The sequence below is a fragment of the Pseudomonas sp. AC169 genome, assembly GCF_979258515.1.
Window position 1 is genome coordinate 3704821 of the sequence record NZ_OZ409866.1, and the last position, 18723, is coordinate 3723543.

Annotated in this window: 13 protein-coding genes and 1 pseudogene; 8 read left to right on the top strand and 6 right to left on the bottom strand. The window is 58.7% G+C overall.

Annotation, left to right across the window (positions count from 1 at the left end):
- The first annotated feature begins 44 nt into the window (after positions 1-44).
- Both ACZZ0G_RS16630 and ACZZ0G_RS16635 read left to right on the top strand, forming a co-directional pair.
- Positions 45-2591 carry a LuxR C-terminal-related transcriptional regulator gene (locus ACZZ0G_RS16630; RefSeq protein WP_463556841.1) on the top strand — a complete coding sequence of 849 codons (2547 nt, stop codon included), beginning with the start codon at positions 45-47 and terminating at the stop codon, positions 2589-2591.
- 151 nt (positions 2592-2742) lie between these two features.
- Positions 2743-6207: a dermonecrotic toxin domain-containing protein gene (locus ACZZ0G_RS16635; protein ID WP_463556842.1), complete on the top strand. Its 3465-nt coding sequence runs from the start codon at positions 2743-2745 to the stop codon at positions 6205-6207.
- Positions 6208-6248: 41 nt separating this feature from the next.
- Here ACZZ0G_RS16635 and ACZZ0G_RS16640 read toward each other — a convergent pair whose 3' ends face one another.
- On the bottom strand, positions 6249-7028 hold the full coding sequence (locus tag ACZZ0G_RS16640; RefSeq protein WP_463556843.1) for an IclR family transcriptional regulator: 780 nt from the start codon (positions 7026-7028) through the stop codon (positions 6249-6251).
- A gap of 164 nt (positions 7029-7192) precedes the next feature.
- Here ACZZ0G_RS16640 and hmgA point away from each other — a divergent pair, with 164 nt between their 5' ends.
- The 4 genes from hmgA (at position 7193) to ACZZ0G_RS16660 (ending at position 11976) form a co-directional block, all read left to right on the top strand.
- On the top strand, positions 7193-8497 hold the full coding sequence (gene hmgA, locus ACZZ0G_RS16645; protein WP_463556844.1) for a homogentisate 1,2-dioxygenase: 1305 nt from the start codon (positions 7193-7195) through the stop codon (positions 8495-8497).
- Between the two features lie 3 nt (positions 8498-8500).
- Positions 8501-9805, top strand: a complete 1305-nt coding sequence (gene fahA / locus ACZZ0G_RS16650; RefSeq protein ID WP_463556845.1) for a fumarylacetoacetase — start codon at positions 8501-8503, stop codon at positions 9803-9805.
- A 12-nt stretch (positions 9806-9817) separates the two neighbouring features.
- On the top strand, positions 9818-10453 hold the full coding sequence (maiA, locus tag ACZZ0G_RS16655) for a maleylacetoacetate isomerase (protein WP_463556846.1): 636 nt from the start codon (positions 9818-9820) through the stop codon (positions 10451-10453).
- A gap of 152 nt (positions 10454-10605) precedes the next feature.
- A complete protein-coding gene (locus ACZZ0G_RS16660) occupies positions 10606-11976 on the top strand; it encodes an MFS transporter (RefSeq protein ID WP_463556847.1) in 1371 nt (456 codons plus the stop codon).
- A 165-nt stretch (positions 11977-12141) separates the two neighbouring features.
- Here the strand turns inward: ACZZ0G_RS16660 and ACZZ0G_RS16665 are convergent, their stop codons facing one another.
- Positions 12142-12945, bottom strand: a complete 804-nt coding sequence (locus ACZZ0G_RS16665) for a SirB1 family protein (protein ID WP_463556848.1) — start codon at positions 12943-12945, stop codon at positions 12142-12144.
- Positions 12946-13130: 185 nt separating this feature from the next.
- Here ACZZ0G_RS16665 and ACZZ0G_RS16670 point away from each other — a divergent pair, with 185 nt between their 5' ends.
- Positions 13131-14150: a Glu/Leu/Phe/Val dehydrogenase family protein gene (locus ACZZ0G_RS16670; RefSeq protein ID WP_463397623.1), complete on the top strand. Its 1020-nt coding sequence runs from the start codon at positions 13131-13133 to the stop codon at positions 14148-14150.
- A gap of 145 nt (positions 14151-14295) precedes the next feature.
- On the opposite strand, the pseudogene ACZZ0G_RS16675 reads toward ACZZ0G_RS16670, so the two are convergent.
- Positions 14296-14550 (bottom strand): annotated as a pseudogene (locus ACZZ0G_RS16675) (YebG family protein); the annotation flags it as partial.
- Positions 14551-14887: 337 nt separating this feature from the next.
- Here ACZZ0G_RS16675 and ACZZ0G_RS16680 point away from each other — a divergent pair.
- Positions 14888-15388 (top strand): phosphate-starvation-inducible protein PsiE, encoded by a 501-nt coding sequence (locus tag ACZZ0G_RS16680; protein ID WP_026000737.1) that lies wholly within the window; start codon positions 14888-14890, stop codon positions 15386-15388.
- Here ACZZ0G_RS16680 and ACZZ0G_RS16685 read toward each other — a convergent pair.
- The 3 genes from ACZZ0G_RS16685 to ACZZ0G_RS16695 form a co-directional block, all read right to left on the bottom strand.
- Positions 15385-15702, bottom strand: a complete 318-nt coding sequence (locus tag ACZZ0G_RS16685; protein ID WP_397483044.1) for a DUF3509 domain-containing protein — start codon at positions 15700-15702, stop codon at positions 15385-15387. The two genes, ACZZ0G_RS16680 and ACZZ0G_RS16685, sit on opposite strands and share 4 nt — an antisense overlap.
- A gap of 198 nt (positions 15703-15900) precedes the next feature.
- The gene (locus tag ACZZ0G_RS16690) at positions 15901-17202 is read right to left on the bottom strand and encodes a serine/threonine transporter (RefSeq protein ID WP_463556849.1); all 1302 of its coding nucleotides are present in this window, start codon (positions 17200-17202) and stop codon (positions 15901-15903) included.
- A gap of 86 nt (positions 17203-17288) precedes the next feature.
- Complete coding sequence (locus tag ACZZ0G_RS16695; RefSeq protein WP_463556851.1) at positions 17289-18665, bottom strand: L-serine ammonia-lyase; 1377 nt, start codon at positions 18663-18665, stop codon at positions 17289-17291.
- Positions 18666-18723: the final 58 nt, after the last annotated feature.

Below are 18723 nucleotides of genomic sequence, written 5' to 3' on the forward strand. Positions count from 1 at the left end.
GGACAGGGCTAGGGTGAGGGCACAACGATAAAAAGGCTCACCCGATGACCGCCATGACTGCCTGCCTGGATCGCTCCGGATTTTTGCCAAGGCTTTCTTCACACCATCAGCTTCGCAGTCGCTTGAGTGCACCTCTGCTGGCATCGAACACGCGGGTCAGGTTGCTGTGCGCACCCGCTGGCAGTGGCAAAACCGCACTGCTCACCGAGTGTCTTCTGCAGGTGCGTGCAGACTGCGAGACGCTTTGGCTGCCGCTGGCGGGAGCAGCGCTCAGCCGCGAGGAATTTTGCCTGCGTCTGACTCGGGCACTCGGGCTGGGTGAAGGCCTTGACGTTACGCAGCTGATGGCGGAACTGGCAGGTTGGTCCAGGCCGACTTCGCTGTTTATCGACGATTACAGTCGTCTGCCGGATCCGGCTCTGGATGCTTTACTGGATCGTTTGCTGGCGGTCAGCAGCCCGGCGCTCACCTGGTGGATCAGCACTCGCCGCCGGCCGCAGTGCAACTGGCCGCGTCTGTTGCTCGATGACGAACTCTACGAATCCGAGCGCGCCAGCCTGGCGCTGACCCATGATGAGGTTGTACCGGTGTTGCGCCATTTGCCGCCAGACCAGGCAGACCGTGTCGCCGCCCGTATCATCCAGCGTACCGGCGGCTGGTGCGCGGGTGTCCGCATGGCGCTCCTGCAAAAGTGCGACTGGTCGCAAAACCTGCAGCCGCAGCAGCGTGTCGACACCCTGCTCGATTATCTGCAACACGAACTCTTCAGCAACCTGACCCCAGAGCAGGACGAGGCATGGCGTGTTCTGGCCCACCTGCCACGGTTTAACGCGCCATTATGCGAGCACTTGTTCGGCCCCGGCGAAGGCGCACAGCTATTGCACGATCTGCAAGTGCTGGGCTGCTTTATCGAGCCATGGCAGGAGTCCGGCGATTGGCTGCAGGTCTTCCGCCCGCTGTCGCGAATCATGCAGGCGTCGTGTTGGCCATGTGCGCGTTCGTGGCACCGGCGCGCCTGTCAGTGGTTCACTGCGGCGCAGGATTGGCGAGCAGCGTTCGAGCAAGCGTTGTTGGCCGAAGAATACGAAACTGCCGTGAGCCTGTTGCAGCATATGAGCTTCCAGGACTTGCTGGAAGATCAGACGGTCGTCCTGCTGTTGCGCTTGCATGAACAGCAGAGTCGGGAACTGACCTTGATGACACCGCAACTGATCGGGTTGGTCACGGGGGCATTACTGTTCGCCGGCCGATTCGAACAGGCCGCGCAATGCATGTCCCATCTCGCCCGCTTCATGCCACAACCGACGGCGGCCCTGGAGCAGCAATTGCTGGCGCGTTGGCAGGCACAACAAGGTTGGCTGTGCCACCTGCAAGGGCAAATGGAGCCGGCGCGTGCCTGTTTTCGCGAGGCATTCTCAGTGCTGGCTGATGATGCCTGGCAGGCCCGTTTGATGTGTTTGTCGGGACTCACGCAGCAGGCGTTACTGTGCGGTGAACTCGATCAGGCCCATGCCCTCAACCGCGAGGCGCTGTGCCTGGCGCGCGCGCATGGCTCCCTGTTGTTCGAAGGGTTGCTCGAGCTTGATCATGCGCAATGGCTTGAGCAGCGAGGAGCGCCAGTGCGTGCCGAAAGTCTGCTGGTGGACATTGAGCATTTGCTGCGCCAGCGCACCCAGGTGCCCACGCCACTGTTGGGCCGTATTGCTCTGCGACGAGGACGCCTGGCGCTGTGCATGGGACGTGAACAGCAGGCTGCGGATCTGTTCCGCCAAGGCCTTGAAGATTGCTTGCGCAGTGAAGACAAACGGGCCTTGTATGGCTACCTGGGGCAGGCTCAACTGGCCGGCAATCGAGGCGATTATGCTTGCGCTTTCGAACGCCTGCGCGAGGCCGAAAGGGTCATGCAGCAGCGGCAGATTCCCGATACCGTCTACCGTGGTGTCCTGCTTCAGGTCAGCAGCCAGCTCTGGTTGCAACAGGGCCGACCACAATTGGTGCAAGAGGCGTTGGGCCGGTTGTTACGGCATTACCGCGGACCCTCTGCACTCCAGGCGCCGCCCGCGACGTTCGAGCTGATTATCCGCATTGAATACCTGCTGGCCTGCGCGCATGCGCAATTGAATCCGGATGAAAACGGTCTGTCGACCATTGAACGATTGTTGAATCAGGCCCAGGCCAGCGGCATGTTAGCGGCGGAAACGGAGTTGCTGCTGGCCTTCGCCCAGTTGGCCGAATCGAACGGTGACGCGGTGGCGGCGCAGCAAGCTTTTCAGCGAGCCGGAACGCTGGTGGAACGCTGCCAATTGCAGCAAGCCATGCGTGAGTGGGAGTTACGCCGAGGCCCAGTGTCTGAGAAACCGCTTCCTGCCGGGCAATGTGACAACCGTGATCTTGCGTCTGGCCTCAGTCGGCGCGAGTGCGAAGTGCTGATGTTGATTGCTCAAGGTGCTTCGAATCAGCAAGTTGCAGAACAACTTTTTATTTCATTGCATACAGTGAAAACGCATGCGAGACGGATTAACGGGAAGTTGGGTGTGGAGCGCAGAACTCAGGCTGTGGCGAAAGCAAAGTTGATGGGGATATTGGTTTAGCCTTGTGATTTTTCGCGGGTGAAAATGGTTGTAGTTGTTGTGTGGCATGTTTTGTAAATTGTTCGTGCTTCATGTTGGTTGATAAAAAAACTACCTTGCGACTATCTGCAGGGCTGCACTCGCTGCTCTGGATGGTAAGTAAGGAAATGTTGTGGCTAAGTTATTTAAAAGTTTGATGCGTGGTTCCTTGGGTGAACAAGTTACCTGGGCTAAAGAGTGGGATAAGGCAAACCATGCAAAAGCAGGTCTTTTCAGGATCATCGACGCCATGCCGAGCGTACTGGATGTTCTTCGCAATATGCTTGAAAGTGAATTAAAGCGTTTGGGCAAAACAGTCGATATTGATAAGGTCTATGTCAATACGGATCCTGCTTTTCCTGCCAATGAAAATCGGCCTTCGGGCTCTCTTTGGGATGTGGCTGTTTATTGTCTGAATAACAATGTGAGTCCCGCCTACATTGTCGGCGGCGATGGTGTTTTTTTTCTGCCAGACACGTTCAGTGCACAGTTCAAAGTCAATACCCTCAATACCCTTGTTGTCGAAGATCTGATCGCTGCTGTATCTGCCGGACTGGAAAAAACGTTGCGAACCGAGATCGCAAAGTTCTGGGCAGCGCCAGCGAAACCCTTGCGCGCGAACACTGCGCCGCTATCGAATAAGCAGACTTTCATCGAAGCGTACGCTGTGGTCATGAGCGCAGAGCTGTCCCTGTCGGTCATGGCCAACAAATTTGATGCCCGGCTGGGTGAGCATTTCGCTCATCTGCTCGACGCGGACGGCGGTCGCGCAGCGTTCGAAGTCAACCTGCAACCGCCGCAGGATTACCTGCTCGCGCGCCAGCCGTGCTTCGTCCTGGACAACGCCGAGCGTCCGGATGCAGAAATGCCGCTGGTCAATGAGTCGACTGCCTATCTCCTGCACACGCCGGCGAACGGCTTTGAGTTTTTTGAAAGAAATACCGATTTGCACCGCAAACTTCAGCAGCGGTTATCCCTGGGTAGTGGCCAGATCAGATATTTGAAAGCCACGCAAAGTCCTCACGCCTTTTGTGTCGAGACTCATCTCAGAGGTCAACTTGAGAGCGTGTCGTCATTGTTCAGTGGCCGGGGGAAAATTGAAAAATCGCTCACCTCCATGCTGCAGGAGAATCAACGCCTGCATGTGCTGCGCTACGGTATCAACACCCGCTTCTCTCTGCTTTTGGCTGCATTGAAACGTACCGACTGGCCACTTTGGCTTGAGGCCGCCGGTACCGATATTCAACAACGGTATAACCAGCTTGAAGAATCCAAGGATCAATATCAGGCTGCGTTTTCAAGTGCATTCGATGCGTACTTTTCTTTTAAAGACTATGTGGTGCGTACCTTCGCTGAATGGGCGGACCGGGTGCTCGGTGAACACCTGGATCCAGAAGCGATAAGTGTCCATAGCTCCTACAAGCTGCAAATTGCCGGACGTACTATCGAACAGGAAGAAACCCGCACGCTGACGGAATTTATTGTCTTCGGTCTACATGACAATGGTTATAAAGCTACCCTGACTATTATCGGCGCTCCCGACGGAAGTCGGCTGACGACGGCGGCCCTCGAACAGTGGTTGGAGAGCCGTAACCTGCGACTGGAATTTGCCGGCAGCCTTGCATCCTCGGCCTCGGCTGATTACCAGGAGGCTTATCGCAACTACCTCTTCAGCCAGATGGAGTTTGCAGTTTTTGTTGCTCGCCACTCTGGGAAGCTGGATTCAAATGATGCGAATATCATCTCGCGAGCCATGGCCAATGACCCTTCGGTGACTATTAAGGGATTGAGAATCAGTGATCAAGTACCCGCGTTGAAAGATGTCCTGATTATTTCAGCCAGAGAATATGTACCGTCGCTGATGTTGGTCAAAACGCCCGGCGGTGAATTTGAACTGCTGAAATTTTCCGATGTTCACGCGGCGAACCGCTGGCTGGAGACAGCATTGTCCGCAGATCGTGAATATGCTGCATTGCTGATCCATCCCGACTACCTGCACGATGCAGGCAAGTTGCTCGGTAGCGATCCAGCACAACTCAGCTACCGCTACACGCTTGATGGCCGGCCAGTCGATCTTGGCCTGAATCTCAAAGCACCGTTGGCGGACTACGTGAATATCGCGTACCGAGCCGAAGTTGCGCTGCACAAGGCTATTGCTCCGGTAGGGTATCGGGCGCTGGGCGTCGAAGGCCGCAAGCGCTATTCGCGTCTGACAACCGAGCTCAAGGCACTAACCACGGTTGATGCGCGAGACAATGGTTTTCCGACATTCGAGCAGTTCACTTATGACTCGGTGAAAGCTCAGATAGAGGACATTTTGCGTAATCGCGGGAGCAAAATTTCGGTCAATCCAGACCAGATCATTGTTCAAACCGAAGAGTTTCGTAAGAGCGTTACCGACGTTCTGCTCGAAGGACTCACCTTTGAAGCGGCACATCCGGCCTACGCAACGAAATTCAGCCCCAAATACTACTTGGTGAATGGCCATCCCATCGTTGAAAAACTGGATATCCGAGACCTGTCCTCGCTGTCGAAAACTTTCCGTCCCGGCGACAGATATACCGCGATGTTGAAAGCGCAATATCAAAACAAGGCTCATCCTGACTACGCCTTCAAACGCGCGGTACACGCCCGAAGAATCCGCAGTGAAATGTACTGCAATGCTTTTGCCGACTTCACCAATGGCCGATTATCAACAGAGTCTTTCTCCGCTATCCAACGGGTTATCGATAATCTGAAAGAAAGTGGCGGCTACCAGTCAATTGTGGCTAGCGTTTCCGAAGGGGGTGTCGGGCTATATAAATTCAATATCGGCGCGCTGGGTTTGACCGCTGCCGGGGACCGCACGGTTGGCGACGTTTATATTTTTCGACTGAAGTTGTCTGCAGGGCTTTTCGATTTGCTCTATACGCCTGACGCGCCGGATCGGGTCAGCTTCCGGCCAATCGCTGAGTTCATTCCTTCGATTCGTTTTCGATACGGCCCGTTCAGGACCTACTACAGTGGGCGGATACTGCTCGTCGACCAAAAGGTGATCAACGACTATTTCGACAGGCTGGTCGCAACCGTTGATACCAGACAGGACATTCGCACGCAGCAGCGTTCGTTAATGCCTGATCTGTTTACTTTCCATGACGAGCGAGTGCGCCGTGTATTGAGTGATATCGACGAACGCACCACCAGCCTCAATGAAATAATCGCCGGTCTTGTTTACGACAACCTGTTGAAGGCCGCGAACATCGTGAGCTTGCTGGTGCCTCCCGTGGGCACTGTCGTGGTGGCTGTGCAGTTGATGAAAAGCATCTACGACGCCTCACAGTCGGACAAACGAGGGGACTATCGCGCCGCGCTGGGACATGTCCAGGAAGCGCTGACCGGGCTGCTGACGTTGGGCAAGGCCGCAGCGGCGGGTGACCCCGTCAAGGAAATTACCCAGGCACAACGGTCTTTTCTAAGTTTGTTCGAGGACGCGCGGACGGTCGCGGAACTGGTCACTTATTACACAGGCCAGGAGGAGTCGAAAGAGATGCTGGTCGAGTTCTTCAAGACATTGATGGAAGGTGCCGATTCCGGGCTGAGTAAAACAACGGTTCATTGACCGTTTTTGAGCACTCGCTGCTCGCTCAATGCGTATAGCGTTTATCGTTCATACCCCATCCGCCAACTCACGGCCCGCGTCGCAGCCAGTAACCGTTGCGCCGCCGGGCCGTGTTCGTCGGCGTGGAACAGCGAGGTCGGGCCAACGATGGTCAGCACCGCTGCGACCTGGCCGACGGCGTTGAATACCGGTGCGGACAACGCATCCACACCCGGCATCAGCAAACCATGCACATGATGCAGACCGCGTTCGCGGATCTGTTCGCACAGGGTTGCGTAGGCTTTTTCGTCCTTCAACGGATGATCCACCATGGCGATTTCCTGCTCGCGCAACTCATCGGTTTCCCGATGCGGCAAGTAGGCGCTGAACACCAGTCCGGTCGATGAACTGAGCAGCGGCAACACCGAACCCAGTTGCGTCACCACCGTCACCGCACGCACCGCGGGCTCGATGTGCACCACGGTCGCACCCTGATTACCCCACACCGCCAAAAAGCAGGTTTCGTTGAGTTCGTCGCGCAGTTCGGACAACGGCAGGGCGGCGACTTTCAGCACGTCCATACTGTTGAGTGCAGCCAGACCCACGCGCAGCGCCTCACGGCCAAGACCGTAATGGTTGGTGGCGGGGTTTTGCTCGGCAAATCCCGAGGCGATCAACGCTTGTAGGTAGCGATGAACCTTGCTCGCCGGCATCTGCACGTGTTCGGCCAGACGCGACAGCGAAGTCGAGGGCGACAACTCGGCCAGTGCCTTGAGGATGTCGGTGCCGACTTCGGCGGAGCGCACTTTCTGTTTGCCGTTACTGTCGCTGGTTTTTTCCATGGTGCGGCCGGGTTCCGATACGAATGGGCGTCTTTATAGCTTGACGCTGGATAGCGAGCAAATTACGTTATGCGTAATCGGATTACGATAATAACAACCCCGGCGTGCCGAAACCTCTGAGCCAGAGCGATGGGCCACTGCCGACTCCCTGTTCAGGAGGCTCCATGAACCTCGATTCAACCGCCCAGGCGCTGGCGTATCAGTCCGGTTTCGGCAACGAATTCAGCTCTGAGGCGTTGCCTGGCGCACTGCCCGTCGGCCAAAACTCCCCGCAAAAAGCTCCTTACGGCCTCTACACAGAATTATTTTCCGGCACCGCATTCACCATGACCCGCAGTGAAGCGCGGCGCACCTGGATGTACCGGATTCAGCCGTCTGCCAATCACCCGGCCTTCGTCAAACTGGAACGCCAATTGGCCGGTGGGCCGTTGGGTGAAGTGACGCCTAATCGCCTGCGCTGGAATCCGCTGGAGATCCCGGCCGATCCGACCGATTTCATCGACGGTCTGGTGAGCATGGCCGCCAACGCCGGGGCCGAGAAACCCGCCGGCATCAGCATCTACAACTACGCCGCCAACCGTTCGATGGAACGCGTGTTCTTCAATGCCGACGGCGAACTGCTGCTGGTGCCGCAACTCGGCCGTCTGCGCATCGCCACCGAACTGGGTGTGCTGGAAGTCGCGCCGCTGGAAATTGCGGTGTTGCCACGCGGCCTCAAATTCCGCGTTGAACTGCTCGACCCGCAAGCACGCGGCTATGTCGCCGAGAACCACGGCGCGCCGCTGCGTCTGCCCGATCTGGGCCCGATCGGCAGCAACGGTCTGGCCAATCCGCGCGACTTCCTGACCCCGGTCGCCGCCTACGAAAACCTGCAGCAACCGACCACGCTGGTGCAGAAATTCCTCGGCCAGTTGTGGGCCAGCGAGCTCAATCACTCGCCGCTGAACGTGGTCGCCTGGCACGGTAACAACGTGCCGTACAAATACGACCTGCGCCGCTTCAACACCATCGGCACGGTCAGCTTCGATCACCCGGATCCGTCGATCTTCACGGTGCTGACTTCGCCGACCAGTGTGCACGGTCTGGCCAACCTCGACTTCGTGATCTTCCCGCCACGCTGGATGGTTGCTGAAAACACCTTCCGGCCGCCGTGGTTCCACCGCAACCTGATGAACGAGTTCATGGGCCTGATCCAGGGCGAATACGACGCCAAGGCCGAAGGTTTTGTGCCCGGCGGTGCGTCGCTGCACAGCTGCATGAGCGCTCACGGCCCGGATGGCGAGACCTGCACCAAAGCAATCAACGCCGAACTTGCACCTGCAAAAATCGACAACACCATGGCCTTCATGTTCGAGACCAGCCAAGTGCTGCGACCAAGCCGCTTCGCCCTCGACTGCCCGCAACTGCAATCCACTTACGACGCCTGCTGGGCCACGTTGCCCGCCACGTTCGACCCGACCCGGAGATAACCCATGACGCAGAATTCCATCACCCGCAGTTGGGTCGCTTCGGCCAACGGCCACGCTGATTTTCCTCTGCAGAACTTGCCGTTGGGCGTGTTCAGCAGCAACGGTTCGGCACCGCGCGCTGGCGTGGCGATTGGCGAACACATCTTCGATCTGCAAGTAGCGCTGGAGGCTGGCCTGTTTGACGGCGCCGCGCGCACTGCTGTGGAAGCCATGCACGGCGGCCAGTTGAACGCGTTCTTCGACCTCGGTCGCGAGGCTCGTGTGGCTCTGCGTACGCGCCTGCTGGAACTGTTCAGCGAAGGCAGCACACATCGCGGCAACATCGAAGCCCAAGGCGCGAAACTGCTGCCACTGGCCGCCGATTGCCAATTGCATCTGCCGGCACGCATCAGCGATTACACCGACTTCTACGTCGGCATCGAGCACGCGCAGAACGTTGGCAAACTGTTCCGTCCGGATAATCCGTTGTTGCCGAACTACAAGCACGTGCCGATCGGTTACCACGGTCGCGCCTCCACCGTGCGTGCCTCCGGCACCGACGTGCGTCGTCCGAAAGGCCAGACCTTGCCGGCCGGTCAGACCGAGCCTGTGTTCGGTCCGTGCGCACGTCTGGACTACGAATTGGAACTGGGCATCTGGATCGGTCAGGGCAACGAGATGGGTGACTCGATCGCCATCGGTGATGCGGCCGATCACATCGCCGGTTTCTGCCTGCTCAACGATTGGTCGGCGCGGGATATCCAGGCCTGGGAATACCAGCCACTGGGTCCGTTCCTGTCGAAGAGTTTCATCACCAGCGTCTCGCCGTGGGTGGTCACCGCTGAAGCGCTGGAACCATTCCGCACCGCGCAACCAAAGCGTCCTGAAGGTGATCCGCAGCCGCTGCAGTACCTGTTCGACAAACGCGATCAGGACGGCGGCGCCCTCGACATCGAACTGGAAGTGTTGCTGCTGACCGAAGCCATGCGCGAGCAGAACCTGCCCGCCCATCGCCTGACCCTGAGCAACACCCGCTACATGTACTGGACCGTCGCGCAAATGGTCGCGCACCACAGCGTCAACGGCTGCCAGTTGCAGGCCGGCGATCTGTTCGGTTCGGGCACCTTGTCCGGCCCTGAGAACGGCCAGTTCGGCAGTCTGCTGGAAATCACCGAGGGCGGCAAAAAGCCGATTGAACTGGCCTCTGGCGAGGTGCGTAAATTCCTTGAGGACGGCGACGAAATCATCCTGCGCGCACGCTGCGCTCGCGAAGGTTTTGCCTCGATCGGCTTCGGCGAATGCCGTGGCAAAGTGCTGGCGGCGCGCTGACAGGAGCGGTTTATGGATCTCTATACCTATTACCGTTCAACCTCGTCGTATCGGGTGCGAATCGCGCTGGCGCTGAAGGGCCTCGACCATCAGGCGTTGCCGGTCAATCTGATCGCGCCGCCGGGTGGCGAGCATCGGCAAGCGGCGTATCTGGCGATTAATCCACAGGGTCGAGTGCCGGCCTTGCGCACTGACGAAGGTGGTTTGCTGATTCAGTCTCCGGCCATCATCGAGTACCTGGAAGAACGTTATCCACAGGTGCCGTTGCTGCCTGAAGATCTGCTCGCCCGTGCACAAGTGCGCGGCGTGGCGGCGGTGATCGGTTGCGATGTACATCCGCTGCATAACGTCAGCGTGCTCAACCGCCTGCGCCAGTTGGGGCACGACGAGCCGCAGGTGGTGGAGTGGATCAGTCACTGGATCGGCCAAGGGCTGGCGACGGTGGAGCAATTGATTGGCGACGAGGGTTTCTGTTTCGGCGAGTGGCCGTGCGTGGCGGATGTTTACCTGATACCGCAGTTGTATGCGGCAGAGCGGTTCAATGTCTCGTTGGATGCCTACCCGAAAGTCCGTCGCGTTGCCGCGCTGGCAGCTGAACATCCGGCGTTCATCAAGGCCCATCCTGCCAATCAACCAGACACCCCGTAACTGATCGTTCCTACGCTCTGCGTGGGAACGCATCCCGTGACGCTCTGCATCACAGTGGACGCAGAGCGTCCCCGGCGGCGTTCCCACGCGGAGCGTGGGAACGATCCGGTTGCCACAGCAAAAAATCATAAAAACAAAACAGGTACCTTGCGATGCACAACCAGATTGCCAGCTTCCGGGCGGCACTCGACGCCCGTCCTGTGTCCCGTTATCAGTGGTTGCTCTTGATCCTGCTCGCCTTGCTGCTGGTCACCGATGGCTATGACGCCCAAGTGCTCGGTTACGTGGTGCCCGCCCTGGCGCAGGACTGGGGCCTGGAAAGGTCTGCGTTCGGGCCTGTTTTCAGTGCCAACCTGCTCGGCCTCACCCTTGGTTCCTTGGCTGTCACGCCGCTCGCCGACCGCTTTGGCGTGCGGCGGATTCTGCTCGCCTGCGTGCTGATCTACGCCACGCTGACCGTGCTGATGGTCTTCGCCGATTCGCTGAACACGCTGATCATCGCGCGTTTTATTTGCGGCATCGGCATGGGCGGAGCGATGCCCAGTGCCATGGCATTGATGTCGGAATATTCGCCCCCGCGTTTACGCACTTTGATGGTGACATTGGCGGCCTGCGGTTTCTCTTTCGGTGGCGCAGCGGGTGGTTTCGTTGCCGCCGGGTTCATCGACCAGTTCGGTTGGCAAGCGGTGTTCCTCGCCGGTGGCGTCACGCCGTTGCTGCTGTTTCCGTTTCTCTGGTGGATGCTGCCGGAATCGTTGCCACGTCTGCTGCGTGATGCGCCACCGTATGCGCGCCTGCGCAAAGTCACCGCGCGCATGCTGCCGGACTGGCAACCGCCGGTGGCGACTGTCGAGCAGAACGAGCGTGAGCAGGGCAGCAAACTGACCGTGGTCGAACTGTTCCGCAATGGCTACGCGCGACCGACCCTGCTGATCTGGGCGACGTTTTTCGTCAGTTTGATTCTGTTGTATTTCATGATCAGCTGGCTGCCGACGCTACTTCTTGAAAGTGGCCTGAAACTTAACGAAGCCAATCTGGTGACGTCGATGTTCCTGTTCGCCGGCACCTTGGGTGCTATCTGTATGGCCTGGTTTGCTGATCGCTTGAAGCGCAAGGTTCGTTTGCTGTCGGCGGTGTTGGCAGGTGCGGCGTTGTGCACGATTCTGCTTGGGCTCAATCACGACAATCCGCGCTATCTGGTGGCCTGCGTATTCGCTGCGGGGTTCTGCATCATCGGCGGGCAACTGACGCTGAATGCCTTCGCCAGTAATTTCTACCCGGCGCATGTGCGTGCGACCGGCACCGGTTGGGCGTTGGGTGTGGGACGTTTTGGTTCGATTCTCGGGCCGCTGTTCGGCAGCCTGTTGTTGGCGATGCACATTCCGGTGGCGCAGATTTTCTTCTTCTGCGCGATCCCCGCAGTGATTGCTGCACTGTTGATCATTCAGGTGCGTTCACCCAATGACACACGCCAATCCAATGTGGGAGCGAGCCTGCTCGCGAAGAACGATAACGCGGTTTAACTGAAAGACCGAGCCGTCTGCTTCGCGAGCAAGCTCGCTCCCACAGTGATGTGTGCCGAGCCGATAATTTAGGTCCACACCAAGCCTGTGGGAGCGAGCTTGCTCGCGAAGGCGGTGTTTCTGTCAGTACATTCGTTGCCTGACACACCGCTATCGCGAGCGTTTTCAGTGGACGACGGAGTTGGGCGGCAGGTGCCCAAGTCGCTCAGTCAGGCGCAGGCGTTGAATCGGATCGTCACTCAGCAACAATGCGCGCTCCAGATCGAAGCGCTCGGCATTCGGGCAGTCGAGCCGCTGATACAGGCTGGCGCGGGCCAGATAATCGGCGACGCCAGCGTCGCCCAGTTCGAGCACGCGTTCGGCGTCGATCAGCGCGGCAATGAAATCATCATGGGTCAGGTACAACTGCCGCAGGTTGCGCGACAGCCGCTGAAGCATCTGCTGGGGAGAGGCGGTCAGTAGATGCTCGGCATTGAGTTTCATGTTCGGGCCGTATTGGCGCTGCAGCAGCTCGCGGCAGTCATTGGGATACAAACGCCGGCCTCCGCACGGATCAAGCAAATGATCGGCCCCGGGCACCCGCAACAGGAAGTGCCCGGGGAAGTTGACCCCGACCAGAGGAATCTCCAGGCCACGCGCCAGCTCCAGAGCAATCAACGCCAATGCCAGTGGCTGGCCGCGACGGGTCTGTAACACTTTGTGCAGCAGCGCAGCCTGCGGGCGTAGTGGCAGAAAATCGTCCTGTGCAAAACCCAGATCGGTCATGCGGCGTAACAAAGGTTGCGCCAGCTCACTCACCGGCAGCATCGGCAAGCCGTAGCTGACCCGTTGTTGCAGGTCTTTGAAGTCCTGCAACAACGCGTCGGGATCGACCGCTTTTTCGTGCTCGGCCGCCATCCACAGCGCTGCTTCGAACAGCGCGGGCGGCGAACGGTGCAAACATTCGAAAAAACGTTGACGCGGACTCATCGAAATCTCCGGGGAATGCCTCGTTTTAGCCCCGTGCGCGAGATTCGTCCAGTGCCCCGGTGCGCAGGCGCCTGGTTATGCCGCAAAGCCATTGTCTGCGCGGGCGTTTATTCCGGTGCGCTCCAGCAATTTTCAGGTGCAGGCCTATACTGGCGTTCTACAAGAAGTGATTCGGGAGCCCAACGATGTTTGCGCTCATGCAAAGCACTCGCCTGGAATCGCTGCACCTAAGCGTTGATCCGGTCTCCGGGTTGAAGGCGGTCATTGCCATCCATAACAGTCGCCTCGGGCCAGCCTTGGGCGGATGTCGTTATCTTGCCTATCCCAATGACGAATCCGCCGTCGAGGACGCCATTCGCCTGGCTCAGGGCATGAGTTACAAAGCCGCGTTGGCAGGGCTGGCTCAGGGCGGCGGCGTCGCGGTGATTGTGCGCCCGGCCCATGTGGAAAATCGTGGCGCACTGTTCGAGGCCTTTGGCCGTTGCATCGATCAGCTCGATGGCCGCTACATCACCGCCATCGACAGTGGCACCTCGGTCGCAGACATGGATTGCATCGCCCAGCAGACCCAACATGTCACCAGCACCACATCGGCCGGCGACCCGGCACCGCATGCCGCCATGGGCGTGTTTGCCGGCATTCGCGCAACGGCCATGGCACGGCTGGGCAGCGATAATCTCGAGGGCCTGCGCATCGCGATTCAGGGTTTGGGCAATGTCGGTTTTGCCTTGGCCGAGCAACTGCACGCCGCTGGGGCTGAACTGCTGGTCAGCGATATCGACCATGGCAAGGTGCAACTGGCGATGGAGCAGCTCAACGCGCACCCGATTGCCAACGATGCATTACTCAGTACACCGTGCGACATTCTTGCGCCGTGCGGTCTGGGCGGAGTGTTGAACAGCCATAGCGTCACGCAGCTGCGTTGTTCGGCGGTGGCGGGGTCGGCGAACAATCAACTGACCCATCTGGACGTGGCAGATCAGCTGGAGCGACGCGGGATTCTTTATGCGCCGGACTATGTGATCAACGCCGGGGGCTTGATCTACGTTTCGCTGAAACATCGTGGTGAAGAATTGCCGACAATTACGGCGCATCTGTCCAAGATCAGTTCACGGCTAACCGAAGTGTTCGCTCACGCGCAGGCGGAAAAGCGTTCACCGGCGCGGGTGGCGGATGAGTTGGCGGAAAAAGTTTTGTATCGCTGAGTTTCACAGGCATGAAAAAGGCCCTGAGCCATTCGACTCAGGGCCTATTCAATTCGGTCATCGCTTACTTTGCAGCTTTTGCCGCTTTGGCAGGTTTGGCCGGTGCTTCACCAGGTTCCGCCATTTCAGCTTGTTCAGCAGGTTCTGCCGGTGCATTGAGCAGCTCGGACAGTGCATCCGGCTGGCTCTTGAATGCCCGGGCGAATACATCGCGATTCTTCGCCATGTAGATCCCGGCTTCTTCCACTTGCTGTTCAGTCAGCGACGGAACGGCTTTTTGCAGCACATCGGCCAGATATTCGGCCAGTTCGAGCATTTTGTCATGACGGTCAGCTTCGGCTTTATCCATGAACAAGCGCTCCAGATCTCGGCTGCTGCGGTATACCACTTCGACGGCCATTCACCACCTCACATGCCTTCACATTAAGTTGTCTTGACGACTACTGTATCCATATACAGCGAAAAGGATAAGCGAATCCCTGCGCCATGGGTAGTGGCTTTTCAATGTAGACCGGATTTCGGGTTTGTCAGGGACACCGAGTCGCTGCATTCGCGAGCAGGCTCGCTCCCACAGGTTCAGCGTAAAGCTTACACCTGCGACCAAACGCCACGGCGCGGGTTTGGCGGCGGCTCGCCATGATGGCGTGGCCTCTTTTCTGCATGAAAACCGTTACGTGCAGAAAACCGTCACGTCCAACACGCATCATCCGCTCGCATTCGAGCTAAGGAACATCATCGTGAAAATCAACTGGGCCGAGAAACTGCGGCAAAATGTGCATCAACTGGCCGAGTCCCTGGGCAACCTGTTCGTCGAAACCTTCCACTATCTGGCGCTGTTCGCCATCGGTGCGGTGACGGCGTGGGCGGCGGTGATGGAGTTCCTCGGGATGCTCGAGGAAGGCCACATCAAGATCGATGACATTCTGTTGCTGTTCATCTATCTCGAACTGGGCGCGATGGTCGGGATTTACTTCAAGACCAACCACATGCCGGTGCGCTTCCTGATCTATGTGGCGATCACCGCGCTGACCCGCCTGCTGATCTCCAACGTCTCGCACCACAACCCGCCAGACATGGGCATCATCTACCTGTGCGGCGGCATTCTGCTGTTGGCGTTCTCGATTCTGGTGGTGCGTTACGCCTCGTCACAATTTCCTTCGGTGAAGATCGAGAAACCGCAACGCAAACTCGGCGCCGGTTCCAGCGAGCATCCCGAGGTCGAGAAAGGCGAGCTTTAAAGCCCGGCCGCTGGTCGGGGCTGGCCGTTGACACTTGGCGGTGGCGGGGTCAGCCCGGCGCCACTGGTCATCGCTTCGAGAATCGCCATGGCGCTGTGGCCCTGTTCGATGGCGATGCCGAATTGGATGCTTTGCACCAGCCGTTTGAGCCGCGCGGGATCGTTGCGCTGTTCGGCACTGATCATGCGTTTGGCCACAATTCGCCCGCTGTTGGACAGGGTCAGCATGATGCTGCCGTCCAGGCCCTGAATGCTCAGGTTGATCTGATAGTCCGGCGCGAAGGCATCGGTAATGATCTGAAATGGATTGTCCATGATGCGTCACCGCCTGATTGAACGTGCAGTTGTTGACCGGCCGTGATCGGGTTGGTTCGCCCAACCGGATCACCGGCCATTCCGTGGTCTGTTGCTTCGGGTAGGAGTAGCAAGGGCTGTGCCGGGAAAATTGTCGAACAATGAACACGGGGATAAAAAAGGCGAGCCACAGGGCTCGCCTTTTTTAATGGCCCGTTTTCAGGGCAGAACCAGGTAGATGATCGCTGACAGTGCAATCAGGCCGATCAACACGACAAACACGTTGGATGCTTGGCCAGAGTACTGGCGCAAGGCTGGCACGCGGCGGATGGCGTACATCGGCATCAAGAACAACAGGCAGGCAATCACTGGCCCACCGAAAGCCTCGATCATCCCGAGGATGCTCGGGTTGAAAGTCGCCACGGCCCAGCAGCTGAGAATCATGAACACGGCGGTTGCACGGTTCAGCCAGCTCGCCGACATCACCCGGCCACGGCTGCGCAGACTTTTCACGATCATGCCCTGAAAGCCTTCGCTGGCGCCGATGTAGTGGCCGAGGAAGGATTTAGTGATTGCCACCAGCGCAATCAGCGGCGCGGCGTACGCGATGACCGGGGTCTGGAAGTGGTTGGCCAGGTACGACAGGATCGAAATGTTCTGCGCTTTCGCCGCTGCGAGATCGGCTGGCGACAACGCCAGCACACAGCTGAAACAGAAGAACATCACCGTGACGACCATCATGCCGTGAGCCATGGCGAGGATGCCGCTGCTCTTGCGTTCGGCCTGTTCGCCGTAGCGCTGTTTTTGATCAACGGCAAACGCGGAGATGATCGGCGAATGGTTGAACGAGAACACCATCACCGGGATTGCCAGCCACAGCGTCTTGAGAAAATCAGACATCGGCATCGCGTCGCTGGCGCTGGCGAAGAACGCGCCGTTCCAGTTTGGAATCAGACTAAGCGCGAGCAGCAGCAACGCGGCAACAAACGGATAAACCAGCACGCTCATGGCTTTGACGATCACGCTCTGGCCACAACGGACAATGGCCATCAGACCCAGAATCAACGCCAGCGAGAGGATCGCCCGAGGCGGCGGGGCGATGTGCAGCTGGTGTTCGAGGAAACTGCTCAGGGTGTTGGTCAGCGCGACGCTGTACACCAGCAGGATCGGGAAGATAGCAAAGAAATACAGGAGCGTGATCAGCTTGCCGGCACCGATGCCGAAGTGCTCTTCGACCACTTCGGTGATGTCCCCGGAGCGCCCGGACAGCACGAAGCGGGTCAGGCCCCGGTGGGCAAAAAACGTCATCGGGAAGGCCAGCACAGCCAGAATCAGCAACGGCCAGAAACCGCCGACGCCGGCATTGATCGGCAAGAACAAGGTGCCGGCACCGATCGCGGTGCCGTACAGGCCGAGCATCCAGGTGGTGTCGAATTTGTTCCAGCCCTTGTGGGCCGTTTCTGCATTGCGTATGCGGTCTACAGTGGGATTTTCGGCAGCAGGTGTACGTACATCGGTCATCGGTATCGCCTCGTTATTATTTTTGCTCGGGCTCACGGTTGGCAGACCGTCGGGTGCGGTCTGCCGGGGCGGTCAGGGAATGCGCCTCAGCATTCCACCCAGCTCACGGCCAGGCCGCCCCGTGAAGTCTCTTTGTATTTGTCGTGCATGTCGGCGCCGGTATCGCGCATGGTGCGGATGACCCGGTCGAGGGAAATGAAGTGTTTGCCGTCGCCGCGCAGGGCCATTTGCGTGGCGTTGATCGCCTTCACCGCAGCGATGGCGTTGCGCTCGATGCACGGCACTTGTACCAGGCCACCGACCGGGTCACAGGTCAGCCCGAGGTTGTGTTCCAGACCGATTTCGGCGGCGTTTTCCAATTGCTCCGGGGTGGCGCCGAGCACGTCGGCCAGGCCAGCAGCGGCCATCGCGCAGGCCGAACCGACTTCACCCTGACAGCCGACTTCGGCGCCGGAGATCGAGGCATTTTTCTTACACAGAATGCCGACGGCGGCCGCACCCAAGAAGAAATTGACGACATCATCGTCAGACGCGTCCGGATTGAATTTCATGTAGTAGTGCAGAACCGCCGGGATGATCCCTGCTGCACCGTTGGTCGGCGCGGTGACCATGCGCCCGCCGGCAGCGTTTTCTTCGTTGACGGCGAGGGCGAACAGGTTGACCCATTCCATTGCCGACAGGGTCGAACTGATCACGTTGGGCTTGCCGATTTCCAACAGGCTGCGATGCAATTTCGCTGCACGACGCGGCACATTCAGACCGCCGGGCAGGATGCCCTCGTGGCGCAGGCCCTGCTCGACGCACTCACGCATCACCGACCAGATGTGCAGCAGGCCCTGGCGGATTTCCGCGTCGCTGCGCCAGGCTCGCTCGTTGGCCATCATCAGTTCGGAGACGCGCAGGTTGTGCTGTTTGCACAGTGCCAGCAGTTCGGCGGCGCTGGAGAAGTCATACGGCAACACCACGTCACCGGCCGGCGCTACACCGGACTCAGCTTCGGCCGCTTCGATGATGAAACCGCCGCCCACCGAGTAGTACGTTTGCTCGAACAGCTCGGCAGTTTCGCCAAAGGCTGTCAGCGACATGGCGTTGGGGTGGTAGGGCAGGCTCTCGTCGAGCAGCAGGAGATCGCGCTGCCAGTCGAAGGCAATTTCTCTCTGACCGGCGAGGGACAGTTGGCCTGTCTCGCGCAGTTGCTGGATGCGGGGATCGATGGTCGCCGGATCGATGCTGTCCGGCCATTCGCCCATCAGGCCCATCACCGTGGCGCGGTCAGTGGCGTGACCGACGCCGGTGGCCGACAGCGAGCCGTATAAACGGATTTCCACACGGCGTACATCGTTCAACAAATGCTGATCAATCAGCGCTTGGGCGAAGGTCGCGGCAGCGCGCATCGGGCCCACGGTATGGGAGCTGGACGGACCGATGCCGACTTTGAATAGATCGAAAACACTGATAGCCATGCTAAACCCTTACAAGCAATGGAGTGGGAATCGCTGCCATTTTTTGTAGGACAAGCGC

Bases quoted from the DNA above. Each gene is read 5' to 3' on its own strand.
- ACZZ0G_RS16630 (WP_463556841.1), top strand. From the start codon at position 45: ATGACCGCCATGACTGCCTGCCTGGATCGCTCCGGATTTTTGCCAAGG.
- ACZZ0G_RS16640 (WP_463556843.1), bottom strand. From the start codon at position 7,028: ATGGAAAAAACCAGCGACAGTAACGGCAAACAGAAAGTGCGCTCCGCC.
- hmgA (WP_463556844.1), top strand. From the start codon at position 7,193: ATGAACCTCGATTCAACCGCCCAGGCGCTGGCGTATCAGTCCGGTTTC.
- fahA (WP_463556845.1), top strand. From the start codon at position 8,501: ATGACGCAGAATTCCATCACCCGCAGTTGGGTCGCTTCGGCCAACGGC.
- maiA (WP_463556846.1), top strand. From the start codon at position 9,818: ATGGATCTCTATACCTATTACCGTTCAACCTCGTCGTATCGGGTGCGA.
- ACZZ0G_RS16660 (WP_463556847.1), top strand. From the start codon at position 10,606: ATGCACAACCAGATTGCCAGCTTCCGGGCGGCACTCGACGCCCGTCCT.
- ACZZ0G_RS16665 (WP_463556848.1), bottom strand. From the start codon at position 12,945: ATGAGTCCGCGTCAACGTTTTTTCGAATGTTTGCACCGTTCGCCGCCC.
- ACZZ0G_RS16670 (WP_463397623.1), top strand. From the start codon at position 13,131: ATGTTTGCGCTCATGCAAAGCACTCGCCTGGAATCGCTGCACCTAAGC.
- ACZZ0G_RS16685 (WP_397483044.1), bottom strand. From the start codon at position 15,702: ATGGACAATCCATTTCAGATCATTACCGATGCCTTCGCGCCGGACTAT.
- ACZZ0G_RS16690 (WP_463556849.1), bottom strand. From the start codon at position 17,202: ATGACCGATGTACGTACACCTGCTGCCGAAAATCCCACTGTAGACCGC.
- ACZZ0G_RS16695 (WP_463556851.1), bottom strand. From the start codon at position 18,665: ATGGCTATCAGTGTTTTCGATCTATTCAAAGTCGGCATCGGTCCGTCC.